Consider the following 16813-nt stretch of genomic DNA (forward strand, 5'->3'; position numbering starts at 1 on the left):
TCGGGGGCCCGGGCACAGGATCGCCCGGCGAACGCCACGGTAACCGCTTGTGAACGCAGGAACAAAGTCGCCGGGGGGCCCACGGGCCGCTCCCCAGCACGGATCCGCCCCGCTGTGGTGGAGACCATACCCGGGGAGGCGTACGGCGCCCCGCCGGGCCCCCGGTCAGGAGGCCCGCAGGCCGGCCAGCAGCAGGGCCGCGTGGCCGCGGGCGAGGGTCTCCACGTCCAGCGGGCGCACGCCGCTGCCGCCCAGGCCGTCCTGGTGCAGCAGTGCCAGGACGACCGGGGACAGCACGCCGAGGGCGGCGGCGCGGCGCTGGTCGGCGTCCAGCGGTGGGAGCTCGCCCCGGCCGACGTGCTCGGCGAGCAGCTGCTCGACGGCCTGCAGGAACGGCTCGAGCAGCCCGGAGACGAACGCGGGGCCGCGCCGCGGGCTGCCCAGCCCCAGCGCCAGCCCCCCGGCGAAGACGCGGCCCAGACCGAAGCGCCGCCAGGCCAGCACGGTGCCCAGCAGCAGGCCCGGCAGCGTCTCCTCGGGGGGGCGGCCCCCGGCCGAGGTGCCCGAGGCGAGGAAGTCCGCGGCGTCGGCGCGCACCGCCTCCAGGACGGCGGCGTAGAGGCCGTCCCGGTCGCCGAAGTAGTGGGTGAGCGTGGTGGTGCTGACCCCGGCGGCCCGGGCCAGGTCGACGAGCGTCGCCGGCGTCCCGTCGTCGCGCAGCAGGGCAGCGCTCAGCGTGGCGGCCAGCGCGTGCCGGGTCTGCTCGTAGTCGCGGTTGCGTGCTCCCGGTCGGCGACCCATGGCCAGAGGGTAGACGAACGGACAGGATATCCGTATCCTATTGTCACCCCGACAAGCTATGGAGGTCGACGTGAGAGCAGTGGTGTACGACCGGTACGGCCCGGCGGACGTGCTGGAGGTCCGCGAGGTCCCCGTCCCGCGCCCGGCCCCCGGCGAGGTGCTCGTCCGGGTCGCGGCCGCCGGGCTCAACCCGGCGGACTGGCGGCTGCGCAGCGGCCAGTTCCGGTTCGCGCTGCGGCTGCGCTTCCCCTTCGTCCCCGGAGCCGACCTCGCCGGTGTGGTGGAGGCGGTCGGCGACGGGGTGGACGACGTCCGGTCCGGTCAGCCGGTCATGGCCATGCAGGCCACCCGCACCGGGGGCGCGTGCGCCGAGTACGCCGCCGTCCCCCGCGAGCACCTGGCCCCGGCACCAGCCGGGGTGCCGCTGCTTGAGGCCGCCGGCGTCCCGCTGTGCGGGTCGACCGCGCTGCAGGCGCTGCGCGACCGGGCCGGACTGCGGGCCGGACTGCGGGCCGGTCAGCGGCTGCTGGTGCACGGCGCCGCCGGCGGCGTCGGCTCGCTGGCCGTGCAGGTCGGCCGGGCGCTCGGTGCCACGGTGACCGCCGCGGCGAGCCGGGACGCCGCCGCCCTGCTGCGCGACCTGGGCGCCGAGGAGGTGCTCGACCGCGGGACGGTCGACCTGACCCGGCCACCCGAGCGGCTGCGGGAGGCGTTCGACGTCGTCCTGGACGCGGCCAACGCGCTGTCCTTCCGGCACGCCCGGGCGCTGCTGACCCCCGGCGGCACCGCGGTGAGCGTCAACCCCTTCGCCGAGCGGCTGTCCCCCGGCCTGCTGGCCCCGCTGCGCGGCGGGCGCCGGCTGCGCTCGGTGCTCGTCGCCCCGCGGGCCGCCGACCTGGCGGTGCTCTCCGGCTGGCTGGCCGAGGGCACGGTGCGACCGGTCGTGCAGCGCACCCTGCCGCTGGTGGAGGTGCGCGCCGCGCACCGGCAGCTCGAGGCCGGGCACGCACGGGGCAAGACCGTGCTGGTCGTCGACCCGGTGCTGGCCGGGCTGGTGCCGGGGCGGGAGGTGCCCGCCTGAGCGGAGGCGGGTCCCCCTTCAGCCGATGCCGAGGTCCCGGCGCAGGCGCGGCACATCGACGGTGAAGTAGGAGTGCTCGCGGCCGTCGAGGAGCACGACGGGCACGCGGTCGCCGTACTCCGCCTGCAGCTCGGGGTCGGCGTCCACGTCGACGGTCGCCACCCCCAGGCCGGCCTCGTCCGCCAGCCGGTCCAGCGTCTCGGCGGCCACGGCGCACAGGTGGCAGCCCGCCCGGGTCAGGAACTGCAGCCGGGGCACCTCAGGACGCATCGTCGTCCCCGGCCGTGACCTCACCGGCGCCGGCCAGGCCCAGCTCGCGCAGCCGGGCCCGGCTCACCTTGCCGGTCAGCGAGTGCGGCAGCGCGGGCAGCACCTGCACCGACGTGGGCACCTTGTACCGGGCCAGGGAGGTCGCGGCGTGCGCGCGCAGCTCCTCGAAGCCCAGCCGGGCGCCCGGGCGCAGGGCCACCACGGCCCGGACGGCGGCGCCGGTCCGCGGGTCGGGCACGCCGATGACCGCGCTCTGCGCCACGGCGGGGTGGGTGGCCAGCACCCGCTCGACCTCGGCGGGGTAGACGTTGAAGCCGCTGACCAGGATCAGGTCGCTGCGGCGGTCGACCAGGTGCAGGTCGCCGTCCTCGTCGGCGTAGGCCAGGTCGCCGGTGGCCAGCCAGCCCGCGGCGTCGGGCCCGTCGGCACCGTCGGGCCAGTACCCGGCGAACAGGTTGGGGCCGCGGACCCACATCTCGCCCGGGCCGTCCTCCACCAGGTCACCGGCCGCCGGCACGTCGTCGACCGGCGCGCGCAGGGCGGTGTCGCGCAGCTGCACCTCCACCCCGGGGACGGCGCCGCCGATGCACCCCGGCTTGGCCCGCCCGGTCGCCAGGGTGCTGGCCACCACCGGGCAGGCCTCGGTCAGCCCGTACCCCTCCCAGACGGTCACCGCGGCCCGGTCCCGCATCGCCGTCCAGACGGCGGGCGGCAGCGGCGCGGCACCGGAGGAGGCGACCCGGACGGCGGCGAACGCGCGGCGCAGGTCGGCGTCGGACCCGGCGGCGTCGGCGGCGGCCAGCCAGGCCTGGTAGACGGGCGGGGCGCCCGGGACGGTGGTGACCCCCTCGCGCGCCATGACGGCGAGGGAGTCGACCGGGTCGAACGCCTCCACCAGCACCGCGCACGCGCCGGTGGCCGCCACCAGGCCGAGGCCGGTGTTCAGCCCGTAGACGTGGAACAGCGGGAGGGCGAGCAGCACGCGGTCGTCGGACCGCACCGGCGGGGGTGCCATCCGCAGGCACTGCTCCTGGTTGGCCCGGAGCGCGGCCACCGACAGCATCGCGCCGCGCGGCCGGCCGGTCGTGCCGCTGGTGTAGGCGAGGAAGGCCAGGCGCTCGAGGTCCTCCGGCTCCTCCGGTGGTGCGGCGTCGTCGGAGGGCGGCCCGGCGAGCACCGGCACCCCGGCCACCGCCGTCCGCTCTCCCGCCACGACGAGCAGCGCGGCACCGGAGTCGGTGAGCACGTGCTCCAGTTCGGGATCGGTGTAGGCGGTGTTCACCGGGACCACGACCAGCCCCGCGCGCAGGGCGCCCAGCGTCGCCCGCAGCCAGGCGACGCCGTTGGGCAGCTGCACCGCCACCCGCTCGCCGGGCGCCAGCCCGCGGGCGGCGTACCCGGCGGCCGTCCGGTCGACCGCGGCGTCCAGCTCGCCCCAGGTGAGCCGCTGGTCCCCGGCCACGACGGCCGGCGCGTCCGGGCGCTCGCGGGCCGCCGCGCGCACCAGCGCGGACAGCGAGGGGACGGCGTCGGTCACGCTCTCCTCCTCGGCACGCAGCGCCTCCGGCCACCCTGGTCCGGGCCCCCGCGATGGTGTCACCCGGGGTCCGTGCCCGCAGCACCGCACCCGGGGCCGCCGGGCACGGGGCCGCCGATAGGGTCCAGGCGTCGTCGGTGCACCCAGCCGGTGGTGGCGGAGCGACAGGAGGTCGTCGTGGCGGGACTGCCCTTCCGCGGCCGCCGCGCGCGCCGGGCCGGCGTGCCGGACGAGGAGACGCGGGCGCACGTCGCCGGTGCCGCCTCGGCCGCGGCCGCCGAGGTCGAGCCGGCGCCGGCCGTCGTCCCCGACCTGACCGCGGCGGCGTTCTTCGACGTCGACAACACGATGATGGTGGGCGCGTCGATCTTCTGGTTCGCCCGGGGGCTGGCCGCCCGCAAGTACCTGACCGCCCGTGACATGTCGCGGTTCGTGTGGCAGCAGGCGAAGTTCCGGATCGCCGGCAACGAGAGCACCGACGACATGCTCTCCATCCGGGAGAGCGCGCTGGCCTTCGCCGCGGGGCGCGCGGTCACCGAGATCGTGCAGGCCGGCGAGGAGATCTACGACGAGCTCATGGCCGACCGGATCTGGGCCGGCACGCGGGTGCTCGCCCAGCAGCACCTCGACGCCGGGCAGCGGGTCTGGCTGGTGACGGCGACGCCGGTGGAGCTGGCCAGCATCATCGCCCACCGGCTGGGGCTCACCGGCGCGCTGGGCACCGTCTCGGAGATCGTCGACGGCCGCTACACCGGGCGGCTGGTCGGGGAGATGATGCACGGCGAGGCCAAGGCCGAGGCGGTGCGGGCGCTGGCCGTGCGGGAGGGCCTGGACCTCACCCGGTGCACCGCCTACAGCGACAGCTCCAACGACCTGCCGATGCTCACGCTCACCGGCCGGGCGGTCGCGGTGAACCCCGACACCGAGCTGCGCGCGGTCGCCCGCTCCCGCGGCTGGGAGGTCCGGGACTTCCGCACCGGGCGCAAGGCCGCGCGCACCGTCGTCCCCACCGTGGCGGCCGCGGCGCTGTCCGGCGGGCTGGTCGGCGGCGCCATCGCCCTGCGCCGGCGCGACAAGCTCCCCTGGTGAGGTGCGGGAACGGCCCCGGCGGCTGTGACGGTGGCCCTCGTCAGGGGCCCGCGTCGAGCGAGCGAGGCGTGGGGGGACGAGGGTCCTCCTTCAGCCCCAGACCGACCTGCGCTGCAGGAGCAGCCGGTACAGCGACTGCTGGATCGTCTCGCGCACCTGGTCGGTGAGGTTGAAGACGAGCATCGGGTCCTCGGCGGCGGCCGGCCCGTAGGACGCCGTCTCGATCGGCTCACCGAAGGCGATCAGCCACTTCGACGGCAGCGGCACCAGCCCCAGCGGTCCCAGGGCCGGGAAGGTCGGCGTGACCGGGAAGTAGGGCAGGCCGAGGAGCCGGGCGAGGGGCCGGACGTTGCCCAGCATCGGGTAGGCCTCCTCGGCCCCGACGATCGCGCACGGGATGATCGGCGCCCCGGTGCGCAGAGCCGCTGTGACGAAACCCCCGCGGCCGAACCGCTGCAGCGTGTACCGCTCGCGGAACGGCTTGCCGATCCCCTTGAACCCCTCCGGGAACACCCCGACCAGCTCCCCGCCGGTCAGCAGGCGCTCGGCGTCCTCGTTGCAGGCCAGCGTCGAGCCGAGCTTGCGCGACAGCGAGCCGACCACCGGCAGCTCGAAGACCAGGTCGGCGCCGAGCAGCCGCAGCCGGCGCCGGGCCGGGTGGTCGTCGTGCAGCGCGACGGTGGCCATCATGGCGTCGAGCGGCACCGTGCCCGAGTGGTTGGCGACGACCAGCCCGCCGCCGGTGTGCGGCACGTGGTCCACGCCGAGGGTCTCCACGCGGAACCAGCGGGAGAACAGCGGCCGCAGCGCCGGCAGCAGCACGTGGTCGGTGAGGTCGGGGTCGAAGCCGAACTCGTCGGTGGCGTAGTCGCCGGTCAGCCGGCGGCGCAGGAACTCCAGGCCGCCGGCGACCTGCTCGTCCCAGGACGCGGTCGACGGCGGCGGGAGCCGGGGTTCGTCGTCGTCGCGCCGCAGCGGGATGACCCGCGCCTCAGGCATCGCGCACCGCTCGCAGCCCGGGGGCCGGCGGCGCCGGCCGCAGCCGCTCCCCCACCGAGTCCGCCGTGCGACCGACCCGGTGGACGAGGTCCTGCGCGCGAGAGGTGACCGCGGCGACGGCCTGCGGCGGCACCACCGGCACGATCGTGCTCGCGTAGTCGGCCAGCGCCTGCTCGGTGGTGAACCGGGGTGTGTAGCCGAACGTCTCGCGCAGCACCGTGGTGTCCACGACCCGGCCGAAGTTGAGGAAGCGCATCTGTTCCGGGGAGTAGTCGACGTAGCCGAAGCGGCGGGTCAGCCGGCCCAGCGAGCCGAGGGCGGGCGCGGGCAGCGGCACCTGCAGGCGGCCCAGCCGGCGGATGACCTGGGACAGCAGCAGGGTGCCCTCCCCGCCCACGTTGACGGTGCCGGTGAAGGTCCCGGTGGTGGCGCGGGTCAGCACGGCCAGGGCGTCGTCCTCGTGCAGCAGCTGCACGCGCGCGTCGTAGCCGAGCGCGGTGGGGACCACCGGCATGCGCAGGAACTGCGTGAGCACCGAGTCGATCCGCGGGCCGATGAAGTTGGTGAACCGCAACGCGGCCACGCCGACGTCGGGACGACGCCGGGAGAAGGACCGGACGTAGCCCTCGATGTCCAGGCTGTCCCGGGCGAAGCCGCCCGAGGGGACCCGGCGGGCCTGCATGGGCTCGGTGAAGACGGCCGGGTCACGCGGGGAGGCGCCGTAGACGGCACTGCTGGACTTGAGCACGAACCGGCGCACCGAGGACGCGCGCTGGCAGGCCGCGAGCAGCTGCATCGTGCCGATGACGTTGAGCTCCTTCATCGGCCCCCGCCCACCGGAGCCGGCGGGTGTGGAGCTGATGTTCATGTGCACGACCGTGTCGACCGACGCGGTCGCGATGACCTTGCCGATCAGCGGGTTGCGGATGTCGGCCCGCACGAACTCGGTCCGGCCCAGGCGGCGGAGCACCTCCGGGGACGGGGGGACGGTGTCCACCCCGATGACGCGCTCGATGGCGCGGTCGCGAGCGAGCTCGGCCGCCAGCGCTCCGCCGAGCCACCGGCTCACACCGGTGACCAGGACGACGGACGGCGGCACGAGCGTCAGCTCACTTCTTGTTGCGTCGCTGGACGCGGGTCTTCTTCAGCAGCTTGCGGTGCTTCTTCTTCGCCATCCGCTTGCGGCGCTTCTTGATGACCGAACCCATGTCCGTGCTCCCGACGTCGTTGCGGCACGGCAGCCACCGTCGACCGGGAGGTCGTTCCGGGCGCCGCGCGGGGTGATCAGTGCGACGACCCGGGCCTGACGGCCCGGCGTCGCTCGGCGTCCGAGAGTACCCGGCGCCCCCGTGGCGACGTTGCCGCGGGACCAGCCGGCGTCGAGGCCCACCCGCAGGGGTGGGAGTGGTGCAGGTGACCTGCTGGAACGGCCTCGGTGCAGGGACCCGCGTCGAGCCTGCGAGGCGCGGGGGGCACCGAGGTCCTTCTTCAGGCGATGTCGGTGTAGGCGTCGCGCAGGTAGTCCTGGACGGCGCGCTCGGGGACGCGGAAGGACCGGCCGACGCGGACGGCGGCGAGCTCACCGGCGTGCACGAGGCGGTACACGGTCATCTTGGACACGCGCATCATGCTGGCGACCTCGGCGACCGTCAGGAAGGTGACGGCGGCGCGCGGGGCCGGGACGGGCGGGCGGCCGACGGGCATCGCGGCCGGGTGCTGCGGGGGGATGGGGCGGGCCATCGTGGCGGCCGGGATGGGCCGGCCGACGGGACGCGGGCCGGGGACACCCGGACGGGCGTAGGCGGCGGCGGGGATCGTGCGCTGGGGCATGGTCATCTCTTCATCTCCGGCCTGGCACGTGTCGCTCGTCGGCTTCCCCACCGACTACGGGGCACGCACGTGCTGATACAGAGAGTAGGGGGGCATGCGTGACGGAAGCGATGGAAGAAACGAACAGGCAGAACGGTCCGTCCTGGGCACATCTGTGCCTCAAGCTCCTCGTCGACATGTCTCCGGGCGCGTCGCGGACGACACGTCCCGATCCCCTCACGCTGAGTCGACACATCGACCCCGGGTCGGGGTAGGGTCAGCGGTCCTGCGTGGCCCGCCCCAGTTCCACCGAGCGCGCGTGGGCGGCCTCGATGGCGGCGATCAGCGCGGCGCGCACGCTGTGCCGCTCCAGCTCGCGGACCGCCGCGATGGTCGTCCCGCCCGGGCTGGTCACCGCCTCCCGCAGCTGCACGGGGTGCTCACCGGAGTCGCGCAGCATGACCGCCGCGCCCAGGGCGGTCTGCACGATGAGGTCCGCGGCCAGGTCGCGCGGCAGGCCCAGCAGGATCCCGGCGTCGATCATGGCCTCGACCAGGTAGAAGAAGTAGGCCGGCCCGCTGCCCGACAGGGCGGTGACGGCGTCCTGCTGGCTCTCCGGCACGCGCCGCACGCGCCCGACGGCGGCCAGCAGCGTCTCGGCCTCGTCCAGGTGGCGGTCGTCGGCGTGCGCACCGGCGGACAGCACGCTCATCCCCTCGTCGACCAGCGCGGGGGTGTTCGGCATGACCCGGACGACGGGGACGCCGGCGGGCAGCGCCGCCTCGATGACCGACGTCGGGACGCCGGCCGCCACCGAGACCACCAGGTGTCCGTCGTCCACCGAACCCGCGAGCGCGCCGAGCAGCGCGCCGATGTCCTGCGGCTTGACCGCCAGCAGCAGCACCCGCGCGCGGGCGGCGGCCTCGGCGAGCGCCACCACCGGGACGCCGTAGCGGGCGGTCAACTCGGCCGCGCGCTCGGGGTGGCGCTCGCAGACGACGATGCCCCCGGACCCGCCGCGGCGGACCAGCCCGGACAGCAGCGCCTCGCCGATCTTCCCGCCGCCGACGATCGCCAGACCCGAGCGGCCGGCGTCCCCGGCGCTCACGACCGGCCCGCCGGCCGGTGCTGCTGCTGCCTGCGGACCTGCCCCGGCATGACGCCCTCCCCGCTGTCGGTCGCTCGCCCGAACCTAGTGCGCGCGGCGTGTGCCCTCCTCGGGGGCGGGGTAGCCGCCGCCCCATGCCAGGAGAACTGAACGGGATGAAGGTGGCCGTCCTCGCGACCGACGGGGTGGAGCAGGTCGAGCTCGACCGGCCATGGCAGGCGCTGGAGGAGGCCGGTGCGGAACCGGTGCTCGTCTCCCTCGAGGCCGGGGAGATCACCGCCTTCCAGCACATCGACAAGGGCGACACCAAGCAGGTCGACGCGGTGGTCAGCTCGGCCGACCCCGACGAGTACGGCGCCCTGCTGCTGCCCGGCGGGGTGGTCAACGGGGACTTCGTGCGCGCCGACGCCGACGCGGTCGCCTTCGTCACGGCCTTCTTCGAGGCGGGCAAGCCGGTGGCGGCCATCTGCCACGCGCCGTGGGTCCTCGCCGAGGCCGACGTCGTCCGCGGCCGGCGGATGACCTCCTGGCCCTCGCTGCAGACCGACCTGCGCAACGCCGGCGCCACCTGGGTCGACGAGGAGGTCGTCGTCGACGGCAACCTGGTCACCAGCCGCAACCCCGACGACCTCGACGCCTTCAACGCCGCGATCGTCGAGCAGTTCGCGCTGCAGCCCGCCGGCGACCGCGAGGGGTGACCCCCGGCTCCTCTGCCCCCCGCTCGCAGGCTCGCCGCGGGACCCCGCAGGGGGCCTTCAGCCCGTGGCGAGCAGGCCGGCGGCCGGGGCGATGGTGAGCAGGGTCCCCGCGAAGACCAGGACGGCCACCAGCCGCACCCCGGCCGGCTCCTGGTCCAGCCGCTGCCGCCACACGCCGACGCCGCCGACCAGCGCGGCCACCGCGACCGGGACCAGCAGCACGGCCAGGTAGGGCAGCTGCTGCCAGAGCACGGTGAACAGGAAGAAGGTGCCCACCCCGGCGGCCAGTGCCAGCACCAGCTCGCCGCCGAAGCGCACCCAGGCAAGCACGCCCTCCCCGGCGCCGGCGGTCCCGTCCTCGAGCATCGGCGGCTCGCCGCCGCGGACGACGGGGATCGGCCCGGTCTGCGGCTCCCGGCCGGACCCCGCCGCGGCCCGGCGGGGCGCACGTTCGCGCACCGTCCCCGTCCGGGGCGAGCCGTCGGGGGCACCCGCCGTGGCAGCGCCCGGGACGCCGGGCTTGCGGGAGGGCCGCAGGCCGGGGATGGCCGCGGTCGAGGGCTCGGCCGGGCGCCGTCGGTCGGTGGCGGGGGCGACGCCGTCCCCGGCCGGGGCAGCGGGCTGGTCACCGGCCCGCCGGCCGAACTCCGGCCGCTCGGCGACCCGACCGGTGTCGCCGGTGCCGCGCTGGCGCACGCCGGTGTCCTCGAACTCGTCCCCCCGGCGGCGCCGGCCGCGCGTCGGGGACTCCACCCCGGCCTCGCGCAGGATGTCGGCCAGCGGCCGGCCGCCGGTCTCCGGGTCACGGCGTCCCTCGCCGCGGCCACCGGGAGGAGTGCTCATCTCTCGTCCTCCAACGAGTCCAGTCGCCGGAGGATGACGCCCTCCCGCAGCGCCCACGGACAGATCCGGACGGACGGTACGGCCAGAGCGCGCATGGTGGCCCGCGCCACGACGGCGCCGCCGGGGATCTGGTGGGCGCGGTCGGGCGACACGCCCTGCAGCTCGGCCAGCGCCGAGGACTCGATGCGGGCCACGAACCCCAGCAGCTGGGCCAGCCCGTCGACGGTGAGCTGGCGGGGGGCCCGCAGCCCCGCCGAGTAGGGGGCCGCGCCGGTCAGCCGGGCCAGCGTGCGGAACGTCTTGGACGTGGCGGCGACCAGGTCCGGCGGGCCACCGGCGAGCAGCTTCTTCGCCGCGGGCCGGAGCAGGTGGGTGGCGTGCGCGTCGAGCTCGGCGAGCGCGGCCAGGTCGGGGCGCCCACCCGTGCGGGCCGCGGGCAGGAAGCGGCGGGTCATCCGGCCGGCGCCCAGCGGCAGCGACAGCGCGACGTCGGGGTCCTCGTCCATGCCGCTGGCCAGCTCCAGCGACCCGCCGCCGATGTCGAGCACCAGCAGCCGCCCGGCGCTCCAGCCGAACCACCGGCGGACGGCGAGGAAGGTCAACCGCGCCTCCTCCTCCCCGCTGGTCACCTTGAGCTCCACGCCGGTGCGGCGCCGGACCCGCTCCAGCACCTCCGTGCCGTTGCCCGCCTCGCGGATGGCGGAGGTGACCAGGGCCAGCACCTCGTCGCAGCCCTGCTTCTCGGCCTGCTCGCAGGCCTTGCCCACCGCCTTGAGCAGCGCCTTCTCGCCCTCCTTGGACAGCAGGTCGTCGTCACCGACGTGCTCGGCCAGGCGCAGCAGCCAGCGGTCGTCGTGCTGCGGCGTGGGGTGGCCGCCGCGGTGGGCGTCGACCACCAGCAGGTGGACGGTGTTCGATCCGACGTCCAGCACCCCGAGCCTCATGCGCTCAGTCTGCCCGGCCCCCTCCGGAGGCTCGTGCCGAGCGGAGCGGGGCATGAGCTGGAGGGGGCCCTCTCTCTACGCTGGCCCGGTGCACGACGACCCGCAGGAGGTCCCGCCCGAGGTGCCGCTGGACTTCGCCCGCGAGTGGGTCGAGTTCCCCGACCCGGCCGACCCGCGGCACGTCGTCCGCGCCGACCTCACCTGGCTGTCGTCGGCCTGGACGTGCGTGTTCGGCCGGGGGTGCGCCGGCGTCGTCGCCGGACGCCCGGACGACGGCTGCTGCAAGCACGGCGCCTTCTTCACCGACGAGGACGACCTGGCCCGGGTGACCGCCGCCGTCGCCGACCTCACCGACGCGGACTGGCAGCTGGCGCCGGTCGGCCGCGGGTCCTGGACGGAGGAGGACGCGGCCGACGACGAGGACGGCGGCGTGCGCTCGCTGCGCACCCGGCTGGTCGACGGCGCCTGCGTCTTCCTCAACCGCGCCGGCTCCCCCGGTGGCGCCGGCTGCGCGCTGCACAGCATGGCGCTGCGCGAGGACCTGCACCCGATGCTGACCAAGCCCGACGTGTGCTGGCAGCTGCCGCTGCGCCGCGAGCAGGAGGAGGTCGAGCGCCCGGACGGCACGCGCGTCCTGGTGTCGACCATCGGCGAGTTCGACCGGCGCGGCTGGGGCCCCGGCGGGCACGACCTGCACTGGTGGTGCACCGGGTCGCCGGCCGCGCACGTGTCCGCCGAGCCGCTGGTGGACACCTGCGCCGCCGAGCTCACCGCCCTGCTCGGGCCGGCCGCCTACGCCGAGCTGCGGCGGCTGACCGGACGGCGGCTGGACCTCGGCCTGGTCGCCCCGCACCCGGCCAGCCCTCCACCGGTGCCCCTGACCCTCCAGCGCCGGCGGCCCTGAGCCCTCCCCCGTCCGGAGGTGAGGGACCCCGGCCGGCCGCCTCCCGCCACTACCCTTCAGCGGACGGACCACGAGCGGACGGCGGGGACTGTGAGCGAGGAGCGCGCGGTGGCGGGCCCTCCCCCGGCCGGGGGGGCGCCGCCGGACAACGCATCTCCGGACGACGCATCTCCGGACAACGCATCTCCGGACAACGCCTTCCTGGCGCTGGTCCGCATCCCGGTGTTCCGCCGGCTGTGGGCGGCGATCACCGTCTCCAGCCTCGGTGACTGGCTGGGGCTGCTGGCCACGACGGCGATGGCCCAGCAGCTCACCCGCGAGGAGTCCCTCGCGGTGCAGGGCGCGGCGATCTCCGGCGTCATCCTCACCCGGCTGCTGCCCGACCTGCTGCTCGGCCCGCTGGCCGGGGCGCTGGCCGACCGGCTGGACCGGCGGACGACGGTCGTCGTCGGCGAGGTGCTGGCCGCCGCCCTGTACCTGTCCATGGCGGTCAGCTACGAGCTGACCTGGCTCTACGTGGCCCAGTTCCTCGTCGAGGCGGTCGGGCTGTTCACCAACCCCGCCAAGCAGGCGATCTGGGTGTCCATCGTGCCCCGCGAGCGGCTGGCCGTGGCCAACCAGGTGTCGCTGTTCTCCGTCTACGGCGCCGTCCCGGTCGCCGCGCTGCTGTTCGCGCTGCTGTCCACCGTCAGCCGGCTGATCGGCGAGGACGACGGCAACGAGGCGCAGACCGCGATCGTCGTGGCCCTCGTCGTCAACGCGGCCAGCTTCGGCGTCAGCGCCGTCACCGTGCTGCTCTCCCGCCGGCTCATCCCGGGCACGCCGGTCGACCGGGACGGCGGGCAGCGCAACGTCTTCTCCCTGGTCGTGGAGGGCGTGGCCTTCCTGCGCGGGCAGCCGTTCATGCGCGCCCTCTACGTCGGCGTCATCGGCGCGTTCGGCGCCGGCGGGCTCACCGTCGGCGTCGCCCAGCTCTACGTGGCCACCCTGCAGGCCGGCACCGCCGGGTACTCCGTCGTCTTCGGCGTGGTCTTCACCGGCCTGGCCATCGGCATGCTGGCCGGGCCACGCATCCTGCCCACAGTGCCGCGGCGCAGCGTGTTCACCCACGCCATCGGCCTGGCCGGGGTCGCGCTGCTGGTGATGTCGGTGCTGCGGGACTTCGTGCTGGCCACCGCCGCCGCCTTCTGCGTGGGGCTGTTCGCGGGCGTCAGCTGGATCATCGGCTACACCCTGATCGGCTACGAGGTGGAGGACCGGCTGCGCGGCCGGGTCTTCGCCTTCGTCATCTCCTCGGTGCGCGTGGTCCTGCTGCTGACCGTGGCCGTCGGCCCCGGGCTGGCCGGCCTGCTCGGCACGCACGACGTCCGCCTCGGTGACCTGGTGCTCACCCTCACCGGGCCCGGGCTGACCCTGCTGGTCGGCGGGCTGATCGCGCTGGCGGTCAGCGCCTACGCCACCCGCCAGGTGGTGCCCGCCCGCTCGCGCACCCGGGTCCGGGACCTGCTGCGCCTGCTGTGGGGCCGCTCGGACCTGTTCTCCGCCTCCTCCAGCGGCGTCGGGCTCTTCGTCGTCGTCGAGGGGGCCGACCGCGAGCTCACCCGCCGCTACACCGCGGACCTCGCCCAGGTGCTGCGCGAGGAGTCCCGGCGCCCGGTCGAGGTGACCGCCGAGCCGAGCGACACCCGGCTGGGCCACCAGGTGCGCGGCCTGCTGTTCCCGGCCCCGCCGGACGCGGCCGCCGCCCCGCGGTCGGAGCCGTCGATCGACGACACCGGCCGGCCGATCGGCGCGCACACCGCCGCCCTGCTCGCCGCCGCCGACCGCGCGCAGCACGTGGCCACGGTCATCCGCCCGGCGCTGGAGGACCACCGGATCGTGGTCAACACCCACTACGTGGACACCTCGATCGCCTTCCACGGCGCGGGTCAGGGCCTCGACGGCGACCGCATCTTCCGCACGTCGCTGTGGGCCACCCGCGGCCTGCTGCCCGACCTCACCGTGCTCGTCGACTCCCCCGTCACCGCCGCCCCGCCGGGCGCCGACGCCCAGGCGGTGCGCCGCGCGTTCCTCGAGCTGGCCGAGGCCGCGCCCGACCGCTACGTCGTCGTCCCCGGGGAGCTGCTGGACGCCACCAGCACCGGCGGGCTGGTCTCCCCCGTCGTCCGCCGGCGGCTGGCCGCCCTGGTGGCCACCCGCTACCCGGCGCCCGCGGACGGTGACGGCGACGGCGACGGCGACGGCGGGGTCGGTGCGACGCCCGGCGCGGGCTCCACCGCTGCCGCGGAGCAGGCCGGCCGCTCCGTAGGCTGACCACGTGACGGAGCCCGTGCGGTGGACGGCCGAGGACACCGAGGACGTCGTCTGCTGCCTGTGCCGGGTGCCCGGCACGCTGGTGCACGACCTCGCCCCGTTCGGGGTGGTCCGCTGCCCGCAGTGCGCGCTGGTGTTCATCAGCCCGCGGTTGCGCCCAGAGGCGCTGCAGCGGCTCTACGACGACGCCGGCTACTTCGAGGGCGGCGTCTACGACGCCGGCGTCCGCGCCGAGGGCCTCTCCCCCGCCATGCTACTGCAGCGGACCTGGACGGCCGGCCGGCTGGCGCTCGTCGACCGCGAGCGCGGCCTCCCCGCGGGCGGGCGGCTGCTCGAGGTCGGCGCCGGCTACGGCCTGTTCCTGGCCGCCGCCCGGGACGCCGGCTGGGCGACCTCCGGCGTGGAGCTCTCCCGCACCGGGGCGAAACACGCGCAGGACGCCCTGGGCCTGGACGTGTTCCGCGGCCAGCTGGAGGACGCGCCGCTGGAGCCGGGCTTCGACGTGGTGTGCGCCTGGGACACCGCCGAGCACGTGCCCGACCCCGTGTCCTTCTGGCGGGCGGTGCGCTCGCTGGTCGCCGACGACGGGATCGTGGTGTTCTCCACGCCCTACGTGGACTCGCTGCCGGCCCGGCTGCTGGGCACCCGCTGGTGGACGCTCAAGCCGGCCGAGCACATCTGGCACTTCACCCCGCGCACCCACGCGCTGCTGCTCGCGCGGGCCGGGCTGGCGCTCACCCGGGTGGTCCGCAACCCGCTCGCCCCGGCGAACGCCGGCCGGCTGGACTCCCTCGTCGGCGTCGCCCGCCCCATCCCCGCGACGCCGTGACCGACGCGGCCCGTCTGCAGGGGCCCGCCGCGAGCCCGCGAGTGGTGGGGGGCAGAGGGGTCCTCCATCAGGCGGCGCGGTCGTCGTCCCCCCGCGGGGCGGTCGCCGCGCGGCGGAAGGTCTGCCGGTAGGCCCGCGGTGAGACACCGCGGCGGCGGGCGAACTGCTCGCGGAACCCGGCCGCGGTGCCGAAGCCGACCAGCCGGGCGACCTCCTCGACCGGGGCGTCGCTGCCCTCCAGCAGCGCCTCGGCGGCGGCGAGCCGCTGGGTGAGCAGCCAGGCGTGCGGCGTCGTCCCGGTGGTCGCCCTGAACCGCCGGGCGAAGGTGCGCGGGCTCATCAGGGCCCGCCGGGCGAGCAGCTCGACGGAGAGGTCGTCGGCGAGGTGGGCCTGCGCCCACTCCAGCACCGCGCCGAGCAGGTCGTCCTGCACCCGGGCCACCGGGGCGTCGATGAACTGCGCCTGCCCGCCGTCGCGGTGCGGCGGCACCACCATCTCCCGAGCCAGCGCGTTGGCCGCCGCGGCGCCCCACTCGCGGCGCACCAGGTGCAGCAGGGTGTCCACGCCGGCCGCCGTCCCCGCGCCGGTGACGAGCCGGCCGTTGTCGACGTAGAGCACCGCGGGGTCGACCCGGACGGCGGGGTGGCGGGCGGCCAGCTCACCGGTGTACCGCCAGTGCGTGGTGGCCCGGAGCCCGTCGAGCAGGCCGGTGGCGGCCAGCACGAACGCGCCCGAGCACTGGCTGACGACCACGGCCCCGCGCGCGTGCGCGGCGCGCAGCGCGTCGAGCACCGCCGGCGAGGGCGCCCGGTCCAGCCGCTCCCAGGCGGTGACCGTGACGACGTCGGAGGCGACCAGCCGGTCGAGGCCGTGCTCGACGGTCATCGCCAGCCCGGTGTCCGTGCGGACGACGCCCGGGTGCTCGGTGACCGGCGCGAAGTCGAACAGCGGCAGCCCGAGGTGCCGGCGGTCGTAGGCGAAGACCTCCGCGGCCACGCCGAGGCCGAAGCTGCCGACCAGCCCGTCGGCGACCAGGGTGCTGACGACGACGGGGCGGTCGGGCGTGGCCATGCCCGTCATGATGGCAGGAAAACTGCGTTGGTGGTCGGTCCTGCCACTCGTCCGGGAGCACGGACGGTCGCAGGCTGCACCCGTGCTGCTCATCACCTGCCCCGTGACGGGGTCCCACGAGCTGGTCGGCGACCGGCGGATCCGCTCGGTGGTCAACCACCCGAACCACATCGCGCTGCACGTCTCGTGCCCGTGCGGCGGCGTGCACGTCTACCGCACCGGCCGCCGCTGGGCGGCGGGCCGGGCAACCGCCACGGCTCGACCTGCGCCGCAGCCGACCTCCGCCTACTCTCGAACACATGAGCGAGCCCACCGCGAACGAGGACCGCAGCGCCGAGAAGGACCCGTCGGACTGGGTGACCGGCGACGAGCCCGCCACCGGCGCGCAGAAGAGCTACCTGCACACCCTGGCCCGCCAGGCCGGCGAGGACGTGCCGGACGACATCACCAAGGCCGACGCGTCGATCAAGATCGACGAGTTGCAGGACGAGACCGGCCGGGGCCAGTAGCCCCGGC

Annotated in this window: 18 protein-coding genes; 7 read left to right on the forward strand and 11 right to left on the reverse strand. The window is 76.0% G+C overall.

Annotation, left to right across the window (positions count from 1 at the left end; translation table 11 throughout):
* Window positions 1-165: 165 nt before the first annotated feature.
* Window positions 166-801 carry a TetR/AcrR family transcriptional regulator gene (locus tag RTG05_RS18830; protein ID WP_315912046.1) on the reverse strand — a complete coding sequence of 212 codons (636 nt, stop codon included), beginning with the start codon at window positions 799-801 and terminating at the stop codon, window positions 166-168.
* Between the two features lie 70 nt (window positions 802-871).
* Here RTG05_RS18830 and RTG05_RS18835 point away from each other — a divergent pair, with 70 nt between their 5' ends.
* The gene (locus RTG05_RS18835) at window positions 872-1882 is read left to right on the forward strand and encodes an NADP-dependent oxidoreductase (protein WP_166526382.1); all 1011 of its coding nucleotides are present in this window, start codon (window positions 872-874) and stop codon (window positions 1880-1882) included.
* A gap of 18 nt (window positions 1883-1900) precedes the next feature.
* Here the strand turns inward: RTG05_RS18835 and RTG05_RS18840 are convergent, their stop codons facing one another.
* Complete coding sequence (locus tag RTG05_RS18840) at window positions 1901-2152, reverse strand: glutaredoxin family protein (protein ID WP_166526383.1); 252 nt, start codon at window positions 2150-2152, stop codon at window positions 1901-1903.
* Window positions 2142-3689, reverse strand: a complete 1548-nt coding sequence (locus tag RTG05_RS18845; protein WP_166526384.1) for an AMP-binding protein — start codon at window positions 3687-3689, stop codon at window positions 2142-2144. The genes RTG05_RS18840 and RTG05_RS18845 overlap by 11 nt, the downstream gene beginning before the upstream one ends.
* Before the next feature lie 177 nt (window positions 3690-3866).
* Between RTG05_RS18845 and RTG05_RS18850 the strand changes: the two genes are divergently transcribed.
* On the forward strand, window positions 3867-4778 hold the full coding sequence (locus tag RTG05_RS18850; RefSeq protein WP_166526385.1) for an HAD family hydrolase: 912 nt from the start codon (window positions 3867-3869) through the stop codon (window positions 4776-4778).
* A gap of 90 nt (window positions 4779-4868) precedes the next feature.
* Here RTG05_RS18850 and RTG05_RS18855 read toward each other — a convergent pair whose 3' ends face one another.
* The 5 genes from RTG05_RS18855 to proC form a co-directional block, all read right to left on the reverse strand.
* Window positions 4869-5777 carry a lysophospholipid acyltransferase family protein gene (locus tag RTG05_RS18855; protein WP_166526386.1) on the reverse strand — a complete coding sequence of 303 codons (909 nt, stop codon included), beginning with the start codon at window positions 5775-5777 and terminating at the stop codon, window positions 4869-4871.
* Window positions 5770-6876, reverse strand: a complete 1107-nt coding sequence (locus RTG05_RS18860) for an NAD-dependent epimerase/dehydratase family protein (RefSeq protein ID WP_166526387.1) — start codon at window positions 6874-6876, stop codon at window positions 5770-5772. Before RTG05_RS18860 ends, RTG05_RS18855 begins: the two co-directional genes overlap by 8 nt.
* A gap of 10 nt (window positions 6877-6886) precedes the next feature.
* A complete protein-coding gene (locus RTG05_RS18865; RefSeq protein WP_012854759.1) occupies window positions 6887-6985 on the reverse strand; it encodes a 30S ribosomal protein bS22 in 99 nt (32 codons plus the stop codon).
* 280 nt (window positions 6986-7265) lie between these two features.
* Entirely contained in the window at window positions 7266-7481 is a 216-nt protein-coding gene (locus RTG05_RS22415; RefSeq protein ID WP_041242636.1) for a helix-turn-helix domain-containing protein, read from the reverse strand.
* Between the two features lie 382 nt (window positions 7482-7863).
* A complete protein-coding gene (gene proC / locus RTG05_RS18875) occupies window positions 7864-8694 on the reverse strand; it encodes a pyrroline-5-carboxylate reductase (protein WP_208104652.1) in 831 nt (276 codons plus the stop codon).
* 134 nt (window positions 8695-8828) lie between these two features.
* On the opposite strand from proC, the gene RTG05_RS18880 reads away from it, so the two are divergent.
* Window positions 8829-9392 (forward strand): type 1 glutamine amidotransferase domain-containing protein, encoded by a 564-nt coding sequence (locus RTG05_RS18880; RefSeq protein WP_166526388.1) that lies wholly within the window; start codon window positions 8829-8831, stop codon window positions 9390-9392.
* A 57-nt stretch (window positions 9393-9449) separates the two neighbouring features.
* Here RTG05_RS18880 and RTG05_RS18885 read toward each other — a convergent pair whose 3' ends face one another.
* Together RTG05_RS18885 and RTG05_RS18890 are read right to left on the reverse strand one after the other, a co-directional pair.
* The gene (locus RTG05_RS18885) at window positions 9450-10235 is read right to left on the reverse strand and encodes a hypothetical protein (protein WP_166526389.1); all 786 of its coding nucleotides are present in this window, start codon (window positions 10233-10235) and stop codon (window positions 9450-9452) included.
* Complete coding sequence (locus tag RTG05_RS18890) at window positions 10232-11179, reverse strand: Ppx/GppA phosphatase family protein (RefSeq protein ID WP_166526390.1); 948 nt, start codon at window positions 11177-11179, stop codon at window positions 10232-10234. Before RTG05_RS18890 ends, RTG05_RS18885 begins: the two co-directional genes overlap by 4 nt.
* Window positions 11180-11267: 88 nt before the next feature.
* Between RTG05_RS18890 and RTG05_RS18895 the strand changes: the two genes are divergently transcribed.
* From RTG05_RS18895 to RTG05_RS18905, 3 genes are all read left to right on the forward strand, one after another.
* Entirely contained in the window at window positions 11268-12083 is an 816-nt protein-coding gene (locus RTG05_RS18895; RefSeq protein WP_166526391.1) for a DUF3109 family protein, read from the forward strand.
* Window positions 12084-12191: 108 nt separating this feature from the next.
* Window positions 12192-14396 (forward strand): bifunctional MFS transporter/dTMP kinase, encoded by a 2205-nt coding sequence (locus RTG05_RS18900; protein WP_166526392.1) that lies wholly within the window; start codon window positions 12192-12194, stop codon window positions 14394-14396.
* A 4-nt stretch (window positions 14397-14400) separates the two neighbouring features.
* Window positions 14401-15225: a class I SAM-dependent methyltransferase gene (locus tag RTG05_RS18905; RefSeq protein WP_166526393.1), complete on the forward strand. Its 825-nt coding sequence runs from the start codon at window positions 14401-14403 to the stop codon at window positions 15223-15225.
* A gap of 67 nt (window positions 15226-15292) precedes the next feature.
* On the opposite strand, the gene RTG05_RS18910 is transcribed toward RTG05_RS18905, so the two are convergent.
* Complete coding sequence (locus RTG05_RS18910; protein ID WP_166526394.1) at window positions 15293-16297, reverse strand: helix-turn-helix domain-containing protein; 1005 nt, start codon at window positions 16295-16297, stop codon at window positions 15293-15295.
* Window positions 16298-16596: 299 nt separating this feature from the next.
* Here RTG05_RS18910 and RTG05_RS18915 point away from each other — a divergent pair, with 299 nt between their 5' ends.
* A complete protein-coding gene (locus RTG05_RS18915; protein WP_166526395.1) occupies window positions 16597-16806 on the forward strand; it encodes a DUF3072 domain-containing protein in 210 nt (69 codons plus the stop codon).
* Window positions 16807-16813 lie beyond the last annotated feature (7 nt).

This window comes from Geodermatophilus sp. DSM 44513 (assembly GCF_032460525.1).
GTDB lineage: Bacteria > Actinomycetota > Actinomycetes > Mycobacteriales > Geodermatophilaceae > Geodermatophilus.

Coding starts and splice junctions, on each gene's coding strand:
- RTG05_RS22415 (WP_041242636.1), bottom strand. CDS start 7,481: ATGCCCGTCGGCCGCCCGCCCGTCCCGGCCCCGCGCGCCGCCGTCACC.
- RTG05_RS18915 (WP_166526395.1), top strand. CDS start 16,597: ATGAGCGAGCCCACCGCGAACGAGGACCGCAGCGCCGAGAAGGACCCG.
- RTG05_RS18910 (WP_166526394.1), bottom strand. CDS start 16,297: ATGGCCACGCCCGACCGCCCCGTCGTCGTCAGCACCCTGGTCGCCGAC.
- RTG05_RS18840 (WP_166526383.1), bottom strand. CDS start 2,152: ATGCGTCCTGAGGTGCCCCGGCTGCAGTTCCTGACCCGGGCGGGCTGC.
- RTG05_RS18885 (WP_166526389.1), bottom strand. CDS start 10,235: ATGAGCACTCCTCCCGGTGGCCGCGGCGAGGGACGCCGTGACCCGGAG.
- RTG05_RS18880 (WP_166526388.1), top strand. CDS start 8,829: ATGCCAGGAGAACTGAACGGGATGAAGGTGGCCGTCCTCGCGACCGAC.
- RTG05_RS18865 (WP_012854759.1), bottom strand. CDS start 6,985: ATGGGTTCGGTCATCAAGAAGCGCCGCAAGCGGATGGCGAAGAAGAAG.
- RTG05_RS18855 (WP_166526386.1), bottom strand. CDS start 5,777: ATGCCTGAGGCGCGGGTCATCCCGCTGCGGCGCGACGACGACGAACCC.
- RTG05_RS18830 (WP_315912046.1), bottom strand. CDS start 801: ATGGGTCGCCGACCGGGAGCACGCAACCGCGACTACGAGCAGACCCGG.
- RTG05_RS18890 (WP_166526390.1), bottom strand. CDS start 11,179: ATGAGGCTCGGGGTGCTGGACGTCGGATCGAACACCGTCCACCTGCTG.